Annotated in this window: 6 protein-coding genes; 2 read left to right on the forward strand and 4 right to left on the reverse strand. The window is 67.2% G+C overall.

Annotated features, from left to right (window positions below; genetic code table 11):
- Positions 1-51 precede the first annotated feature (51 nt).
- Complete coding sequence (locus G1H10_RS29620) at positions 52-1,605, forward strand: SLC13 family permease (protein WP_163744779.1); 1,554 nt, start codon at positions 52-54, stop codon at positions 1,603-1,605.
- A 111-nt stretch (positions 1,606-1,716) separates the two neighbouring features.
- Positions 1,717-3,933, forward strand: coding sequence for a DUF6351 family protein (locus G1H10_RS29625; RefSeq protein WP_163744781.1), 2,217 nt, complete (start codon positions 1,717-1,719; stop codon positions 3,931-3,933).
- A 112-nt stretch (positions 3,934-4,045) separates the two neighbouring features.
- On the opposite strand, the gene G1H10_RS29630 is transcribed toward G1H10_RS29625, so the two are convergent.
- From G1H10_RS29630 to G1H10_RS29645, 4 genes are all read right to left on the reverse strand, one after another.
- Complete coding sequence (locus tag G1H10_RS29630; protein ID WP_163744782.1) at positions 4,046-4,936, reverse strand: U32 family peptidase; 891 nt, start codon at positions 4,934-4,936, stop codon at positions 4,046-4,048.
- A gap of 141 nt (positions 4,937-5,077) precedes the next feature.
- A complete protein-coding gene (locus tag G1H10_RS29635) occupies positions 5,078-7,120 on the reverse strand; it encodes a family 43 glycosylhydrolase (RefSeq protein ID WP_163744784.1) in 2,043 nt (680 codons plus the stop codon).
- An 81-nt stretch (positions 7,121-7,201) separates the two neighbouring features.
- Complete coding sequence (locus tag G1H10_RS29640) at positions 7,202-8,269, reverse strand: arabinan endo-1,5-alpha-L-arabinosidase (protein WP_163744785.1); 1,068 nt, start codon at positions 8,267-8,269, stop codon at positions 7,202-7,204.
- Between the two features lie 91 nt (positions 8,270-8,360).
- Positions 8,361-8,945: carbohydrate ABC transporter permease (locus tag G1H10_RS29645; protein WP_216853794.1), on the reverse strand; the 585-nt coding region annotated here is incomplete at its 5' end.

Raw genomic sequence — 8,945 nt, forward strand, 5'->3', positions numbered from 1 at the left:
TCCCGGTGAGGCATCCGAAACACGCACTGCCCGAGTCGAGGAGGCACAAAGATGGCCGCGGACACGACCGGACATCACCACGCGCCGACCACATCCGCCGATCCCCAGCAGCCCACCGGCGCCGCCGCCGAGCCCGCCGACGGCGCACTGCGACGCAAACGCCTGGGTTTGGTGCTGGGCGTCGTCGCGGCGATCGTGATGTACCTGGTGCTGCCGGACACCCTGTCCACCGACGGCAAGATCACCGCCGCTATCGCCACGTTGATGGCAGCGTGGTGGATCAGTGAAGCGATACCGCTGCCGGCGACCGCACTCCTGCCCCTGATCCTGTTCCCGGTGCTCGACGTCTCGGAGGTCTCCGACGTCGCCAGCCCGTACGCGAACGAGATCATCTTCCTGTTCATGGGCGGGTTCATGCTGGCGCTGGCGATGCAGCGCTGGAACCTGCACCGGCGCATCGCGCTGGCGATCGTCGCCGCCGTCGGCACCAGTCCAGCCATGCTGATCGCCGGGTTCATGCTCGCTACCGGGTTCATCACGATGTGGGTGTCGAACACCGCCACCGCCGTGATGATGCTGCCGATCGGGCTGTCGGTGCTGGCGCTGATCGGGCAGGACGGCTCGGCGAAGAGCGACGCGAACTTCGCCACCGCGCTCATGCTGGGTATCGCCTACGCAGCGTCAATCGGCTCGGTGTCGACACTGATCGGCACCCCGCCGAACGCGTTCATGCGTGGTTACCTGTCGGAGAACCACGACATCACGGTGGGCTTCGGCGAATGGATGGCGGTCGGTGTGCCGCTGGCCGCCGTCTTCCTGATCGTGGCGTGGTGGGTGCTGACCAAAGTGGTCTATCCGCCGAAGATCACCGAGATCGCCGGCGGCCGTGAGCTCATCCGCTCCGAGTTGCGCGCACTCGGGCCGATGAGCCGCGGCGAATGGACGGTGGCCGCCGTGTTCGCCACCGCCGCCACGGCATGGGTGGTGATCCCGCTGCTGGCCGACAACGACGACATCGCCGCGGCCGTACCGCTGCTGACCAGGATCAGCGACGGTGTGATCGCCATGGTGGCAGCCCTGGCACTGTTCCTGATCCCGGCCGACGGCAGGCGCGGCACCCCGACCCTGAACTGGGAGACCGCGGTGAAGCTGCCGTGGGGGATCCTCCTGCTCTTCGGTGGTGGCCTGAGTCTGTCGTCGCAGTTCAGCGCGTCCGGACTGAGCGAGTGGATCGGTGAGCGCGTCGGCGGGCTCGACGACGTGCCTACCTGGGTGCTGATCCTGGTCATTGCCGGCATGGTGCTCCTGCTGACCGAGCTGACCAGCAACACGGCGACGGCCGCCGTGTTCGTGCCCATCATGGCGGGCGTCGCGCTCGGGCTGGGCATGGACGTCATGACCTTGGTGGTGCCCACCGCGCTCGCGGCGTCGCTGGCGTTCATGCTGCCGGTGGCCACGCCGCCGAACGCGATCGCCTTCGGCTCCGGCTACATCAAGGTCGGCCAGATGATGCGGGCCGGCGTGTGGCTGAACGTGATCGCCCTGGTGCTGATTCTGATCGCGATGTACGCGCTGGCCGGGTGGGTCTTCGGACTGAGCCTGTAAACGCCGCGGCCATGCCGGCCACCACACGCCCCGTATCCGGGAGGTGGGACTGAGACCGATTCGACCTGCTCCTGATGCATCGCACCGTTCACAGAAAGGGATCGCATGCCCATGACCCGCTCCCGATCGACACGGTACCTACTGGTCGCGCCGCTGGTCGGAGCGGTGGCAGCCGCTCTGGCCGCCGCCCCGCCGGCCGGCTCCGCCACGACATCGCATTCACCCGCTGCCGGCGCATCCGCACCGGCCGACGCCGGCCGCCCCGGTGACCTCGACATATCCGTGCTGTCCGGGCGGCCGGACACCGTGACCGGTGGCGACGCCCTGATCCAGGTGGACGTTCCACGTTCGGTTCCGCTGCACCGGGTCACCGTGACGGCCGACGACGCGGACGTCACCGACGCGTTCGTCGCCGACACGTCCAACCGCACGCTGACCGGCCTCGTCACCGATCTTCCGCTCGGTGAGAGCACGATCGAGGCGCGCGGGCCGGGTGGCGTCAGCGCACCGGCGCAGCTGAGCGTCGCCAATCACCCCCGCACAGGTCCGGTGTTCTCCGGCCCGCACCAGCAGCCGTTCGCCTGTCGGACGACGGAGTTCACGATGCCCGTCATCGGCGGCGACCTGGGCGAGCCGATCGACGAGGACTGTTCGATCGAGACCCGGGTGGATTACTTCTACCGGACGACGGGCGGGGGCTTCGCGCCCTGGCCCGCCGACGCGTCGTCGTACCCGGACGATGTGGCGTCCACGGTGACGTCGCAGGGTGCGGAGGTGCCGTTCATCGTGCGGATGGAGACCGGCACGACGAACCGGGCGATCTACCAGACGAGCATCCTGCACGACCCGATTGGCGAGCCGGATCCGGACTTCACCACCCGGCCCGAAGGATGGAACGGCGCGGCGATCTTCACACTCGGAGGCGGCTGCACCACGGGCTGGTACCAGCAGGGGAACCGCACTGGCGGTGTCACCAACGCGTTCATGCTCGGCGAAGGGTACGCGGTGATGTCGTCGTCACTGAACGTGTTCGGCGTGAACTGTTCCGACCTGACCGCGGCCGAGTCGGCGATGATGGTCAAAGAACGTTTTGTCGAGCGCTACGGGCCGGTGGACCACGTGATCGGTTATGGCGCCTCGGGCGGGTCGTATCAGGGCCACCAGATCAGCGACAACTACCCCGGCATCTTCGACGGGATCGTGGTCGGGGCGTCGTTCCCCGAGGTCGGTTTCGGCACGGTCAATTTCATTACCGACGCGTGGCTGCTCGACACCTACTTCACCGAGAAGGCCGGCGTCGACTGGACCGAGGAACAGCAGCGCGCGGTGACCGGATTCCAGACCTACGCCACCGCACCGAACGTCGCCAACGGAGCCCGGCGGATCTCACCGACGTCGTTCTGCGCGATCGTCCCCGCGGACCAGCGATACCACCCCGAAACCAACCCGGACGGGGTGCGCTGCGGCGTGTACGACCACGCGGTCAACGTCTACGGCACCGACCCGGAAACCGGGTTCGCCCGACGACCGCTGGACAACGTCGGCATCCAATACGGCCTCGCCGCGTTGAACGACGGCACCATCACCGCCGACCAGTTCCTCGACCTGAACGAGCACGTCGGCGGGTTCGACAACGACGCCAACATCCGCCCAGAACGTTCCGAGGCCGACCTCGACGCCGCCCGCATCGCCTACCAGACCGGACGACTCACCAACGCAGGCGGCGGCCTCGCCGAGATTCCCATCATCGACTACCGGGCCTACCGGGACGACAACCCGAACGGCGACATCCACGTCCGCTACCACACCTTCTCCATACGCGAACGGTTGATGAAGGCCAACGGCACGACCGCCAACCACGTCAGCCTCCTGGAGGACCCACGCCACAGCAACTTCAGCACCAACAGCCCGCTGCTGCGCCACGCCATCACCCAGATGGACCACTGGCTACGCAACATCGCCGACGACACCAGCGACGCCGCACCGATCGACAAGATCGCCGCCAACCGGCCGGCCGAACTGGTCGAGGGATGCAACAGCCGTGATGCCGACGCGGAATTCATCGCCCAACCGCTGGACCGCGACCCGGACAGCGCATGCGAACAGCTCTACCCCTCAGCCTCCTTCCCCCGCGAGGTCGCCGGCGAAAGCGTCGCCGCCGACATCATCAAGTGCCAGCTCAAAGAGCCCGACCCCGACGACTACACCGCCCAGTTCACCGACACCCAATGGCAACGCCTGAACCAGATCTTCACCGACGGCGTCTGCGACTACACCAAACCCGGCGTTGAACAACAACCCCTCACCGGCACCTGGCTCCGCTTCTAACCCACCCCACCAAATGATCATGTGAAGTAGGTTTCTTCGCGCACTACCATGCCTGCAGACATGGTAGAGCTGGAGAAAACCCACTTCACATGATCATTTAGGGCTGGTGCGGCTAGTTGGCGGCTTCGGGGTAATAGCGCTTCAGCATGCTGAGGCCGATGGCCGCTCGACGGACGCGCTCGCGCGCCGAGCTCACGGCCAGCTCCCGCAGGTGCAGCCCGGACGGATACAGGTTGGGCGCATTGCGGACGGCGAACTTCACGTAGACCGGCGCGGCCACCCGGACGATCTCCGGCAACTCGTAATGCCGCACCGGAGCGCCGAAGTCGTCCGCGCCCTCGATGTAGACGTCCAGCGGCACCGTGACCGCCTCCCGGATCGCCGCGATGTCCTGCACGGCCAGATCCACGGGGAGGTTCAGCGTGGAGGCGCCGAGCTCGGTCAGCACCCGGGCCGTCGCAGGGTTGGCCACCGGCAACGACACCGATACCTTCAGCACCAGATCCGGCGGCAGCTCGCCGGCTCGCTTCATCTCCGCCAGCACCCACAGCTGCCCTACGTCCGCCACGAGCACGCTGCGCAGCCCCAGCTCGCATCCACGCCGCACGTCCTCGATCCCGTAGACAAGCTGATCCGTACCGCGCAGGCTGGCGCTCACCACCTTGCCCGTGCCGGAGGTGGCCTGCGCGCCGACGTCCCATCCGGCGCGCGGCCCGGTGAACAAGGACACCTCCACCCCGTGGTCTCGCCCCAGGGTCACCATCCGTTCGATCTCGGCGTCGGTGAGCAGCATGATCCCACTGCCCTGGCTGACCCGGTGCACGACGATGCCGTGCTCGGCCGCCGCCTCCAGCACCGCCTCGAACGCCTCCGGACCTTCCACGGACGGGATCTCCACCCGGTATGGGGATCCGTCGTCGAACCGCAGCGACGATGTGTGCGCAGCGCCGTCGTCCCCGCGCGGCAGGCCGAGCGAGGCGAGGAAGGATCTGGTGGCGTGCATGGGATGGGTCCCTTCAGGTCGAGCGTCTGGGGCCGAAACCGAAACCGATGCTGGAGTCGAATCCGCATCCGCATCCGAATCCGAAGCCGACGTTGATGTCGATGTCGATTGCTGGGTTGTCATCTCGTTCTGCGCTCCAGGTCACATCGGCGCATCCACACTCTCCTTCAACTCCTCGATCAGCCCGTGCAGGGTGCCCGCCTCGTCGCCGGTGACGAAGTGGAACGGCTGGACGGCCCCGTCGGCATGTATGCGCTTCTGCGCATCCGACAGAGCGGCGCGCGCGTCCGCATGGTTCCCGGTCTCGATCAGATCGCCCGCCTCCACGAGCATGGTCCGCACGGCGCTGACACGCCGGTCGACGACGTCGGCACGGCCCGGGCTGTGCCCCTGGATCCGGCCGTCCTCGACGAACCCGTCGAACGCCGCGAGCAACAGCGCGATGTCGATGGGTTCCATGGAGAGTCGCCACTGCTGCGGCGGCCATTTCGCGGCCTGTGTCAGGTTCCCTGGCCGATGGTCACCGTCTCGGCGGTATCCACCGATGACGTCCGTGCCGACCACGCCGTCGTCGTTCTCCACCTCGAGCGCGAGGTTGACGTCCTTGGCCACCGGCCGGTGGAACCCGTGGCCGGTATCGTCCAGGTACCACAGCTGCGACGCACCGTCGACGTGCGCAGCGCCGGGCCCTTGGGGCGCGTCGTCGGGCGCGTCGGGCGCGTCGTCGTCCCCCGCGCAGGGAACGGCGACGACTTCGGTGCCGATCGCCCCCGAGCCATCGGCCGTCGCTAGGCAGTGGCCGGACGGATCGATCATGCTGCGCAAGCGCCAGAACCCGTCCGGCTCCCGCTGCAGCTCCCAGATCTGCTCCAGCGACTCGTCGTCGCAGACCGCCTGTACCACGTCGAACCCGCCGTCCTCCGCGGTGGCGGTGAGGCACCGGTCGCTGGCCTCCGGGTTCTGCAGGCTGTCCGGGTCGGTGATGATGCCGTCCTGGTTGACCAGCCGGTAGTACGCCCGGTCGTCCAGGTCATACGGGCCGCCGCCCGGCTCGTCGAAATACGGCCAGCCGTCGTGCCAGTTCATCGGCCGGATCCCCAGCGTGCTCTGTGGCCGGTACGCGTGGTACACGAGATAATAGGTGTCGTCCTCGACGAAGACGTCGGGTCCGCCCGGCGCCCGGTAGAGCCCGGCCGGTGTCACCTCCGGCGCCGCCTCCCGGCTGTTCAGGATGATGCTCCCGCCACCCTCGGCCAGGTCGACGCCGTTCTTGTCGACGTAGGGACCGAAGATGTTCTCCGACCGCCCGATCACGATCTTGTAGGTGTTGTCGTTGCCGTTCGGCCGGCAGCACCAGTCCCACGCCACCATGAGGTAGAAGTAGCCGTCCCGCTCGAATATCGACGGCCCCTCGATCCGGTTGAAGTTCGGGCACGCGGGCTCGGGGTACGGGCAGCCGGGCTCCTCGATCGGAAAGGCCTCGCTGGCACGGTGCGCGATCAGATGCCGTTCGCCCACCACCGACGCCATGTCCTCCCCCAGCCGCTGGATCATGATCCCGTCGAAGTGGGATCCCCACACAAGCCACCAGTCGCCGTTCTCGTCCGGCCAGATGGCCGGATCGATGGCATTGTGGGTCGCGTGCTCCGGATCGGCGGCGCCGGACGCGACCACCGGGGCGCCGTGGTCGACGTAGCTGGACGGATCCGCCGGGTTCCGCGTGGTCTTCAGCCCGACCGCCGAGTTGTTCGTCCCGAAGGCCGAGGTCGCGTAATAGAAGTAGAAGGTGTCCTCGATCCGCTGGACGTGCGGTGCCCACAGCCCGCCCGAGAGGCCGGGCAACGAGGACGTCCAGTCCGCCCGGGGCACGTTGCCGAGGTTCGTCCACGGTCCTTCCAGCCGTGGTGCACTCCGGATCGATCCGTTCGTCGCCGCCACGTAGTAGGCGTCGTCGTCGGCGAACAGCGTCGGATCGTGTACACCGACGGACCCGGTCAGCGGAATCTGGCCCCTTGGTTCTCCGGCCTGTTCAGCCGACACGGCCGGCTCGCTCGACGGCTCGTCCGCCGTCGCGGTCTGGGGCAGGAACGCGGCCGGTACCATCACCGCGGTCAGGAGCACGGCGGCCTTCCCTGCTCGCCATCGGGGCCTCGGACCTGCCATAGTGGTCGTGAGTAGCGTCATGCGTTACTCCTTCAGTCGGCCGCGCCGGCCGCCGCACTGCCGCCAAACAGTTGAGCGGGCGAGCCGGCGCGTGCTGTCGTCTCAGTGGTCGAAGTAGGGCCAGCCGTCCTCCCATTCCATGCTTCTGATCTGCATCCGGATGACGCCGTCCGCGTCGGCGTCGTAGTAGTGATGAACCACGTAGTGCAGGCCGCGCTCGACGTGGACATCCGCCGCGCCAGTGCCGATCTGGTTTCCGTCGCCGGCCAGGATGACGTCGCCGCCGCCGTCCAGCAGCGGCTCGCCGTCGCTGTCGACGTACGGCCCGGTGAGTGAGGTGGACCGGCCCACCGCGATCTTGTAGGTGCTGTCCGTCCCCGCGCAGCACCGATCCCACGAGGTGAGCAGGTAGTAGTACCGGCCGCGCTTGAAGATGGCCGGGTTCTCGATCGCGTTCGGCGGGAAGCCCCGGTCGGCCAGCGCATGCACCGGCCCGGTCGGCTCGGTCATCGACGCCAGTTCCTGGAGTTTGATGCCGGTCCAGTAAGAACCGAACGCGATCCACCACCGGCCCTGGTCACGGAGGACGAACGGGTCGATCGCGTTGAAGTCGTCCACGCCCGCCTCGGAGGTGACCACCGGGCCGTGGTCCACCCAGCTGTCCAAGTCACCCGGGGTCTTGGTGGACGCCACCCCGATCGCCGACGTGTTCTGCCCGAACGACGACGCGGCGTAATACAGGTAGAACGTGTCTCCGCTGCGGACCACGTCGGGCGCCCACAGGTGGTTATGCCCGTACTCCTTCGTCCACTCGGGCACCGCGATCTCGCCCATCGACTCCCACGGCCCGGCCAGCGTCCCCTCCGAACGACGGACGTAGATGCCGCCGGGGTTCTCCGGATTGCGCAGGATTCCGGTGGAGAAGACGTAGTAGGTGCCGCTCGACGGGTCCTGGATGATCGCCGGGTCGTGCACCGGATCGTCCACCTCGCCGGGAACGTAGTCGCCGACGTCGCCGTGCATGTCCAGCGTTCCGCGCAGCGGCGGGCCGCTGGCCGCCGCTGACGAACCCGAGGGTTCCGCGTCCGGGTCCGCCGCGCCCAGCGTCGCGACGACGCACGCACTGAGCAACAGCGCCCGTACCGCGTGTGCCGGTCGTCGATGAATCATCACCAGCTCCCTTCGTCGACCTGATCACGTTCCCCATGATCATGAACAGAAGCCGTGTTATGTGGATGGTTTCTGTTCATGATCATGGGTGTTATTTGGTTCCGGTTCCGAATTGGCCGAGGCCGTTGATGAATTGTCTGCGTAGGAGGAAGAACAGGATCATGATGGGGACGACGGCGAGCACGGCGGCGGTCATGACCAGGTCCCAGCGGGGGCGGTAGAGACCGACGAGGGTGGTGATCCCGACGGAGAGGGGGAAGTTCTCTTCTGAGCGCATGACGATCAGGGGCCAGAGCAGGTCGTTCCATTGTTCGAGGGAGAAGATGATGGCCAGGGTGGCCATGGCGGGTTTGACCATGGGGACGACGACGCCGAAGAAGATGCGGTATTCCGAGGCGCCGTCCACGCGGGCGGCGTCGAAGACTTCTTGGGGTAGGCCGAGCATGTATTGGCGCATGTAGAACAGCCCGAACGGGTGTGCCAGCATCGGCACGATCACGCCGAGGTGGGTGTCGATCAGGCTCAGGTCGATCATGAGCAGGAACAGCGGGATGAGTAGCAGGTGGAACGGCAGCATCTGGGAGGCCAGGATCCCGACGAAGATGGTGTTGCGTAGCGGGAACTCGATCTTGGCCAGGGCGTAGGCGGCCATGGTGACCACGATCATCGATCCGAT

Source organism: Phytoactinopolyspora halotolerans (genome assembly GCF_010550675.1).
Classification (GTDB): domain Bacteria; phylum Actinomycetota; class Actinomycetes; order Jiangellales; family Jiangellaceae; genus Phytoactinopolyspora; species Phytoactinopolyspora halotolerans.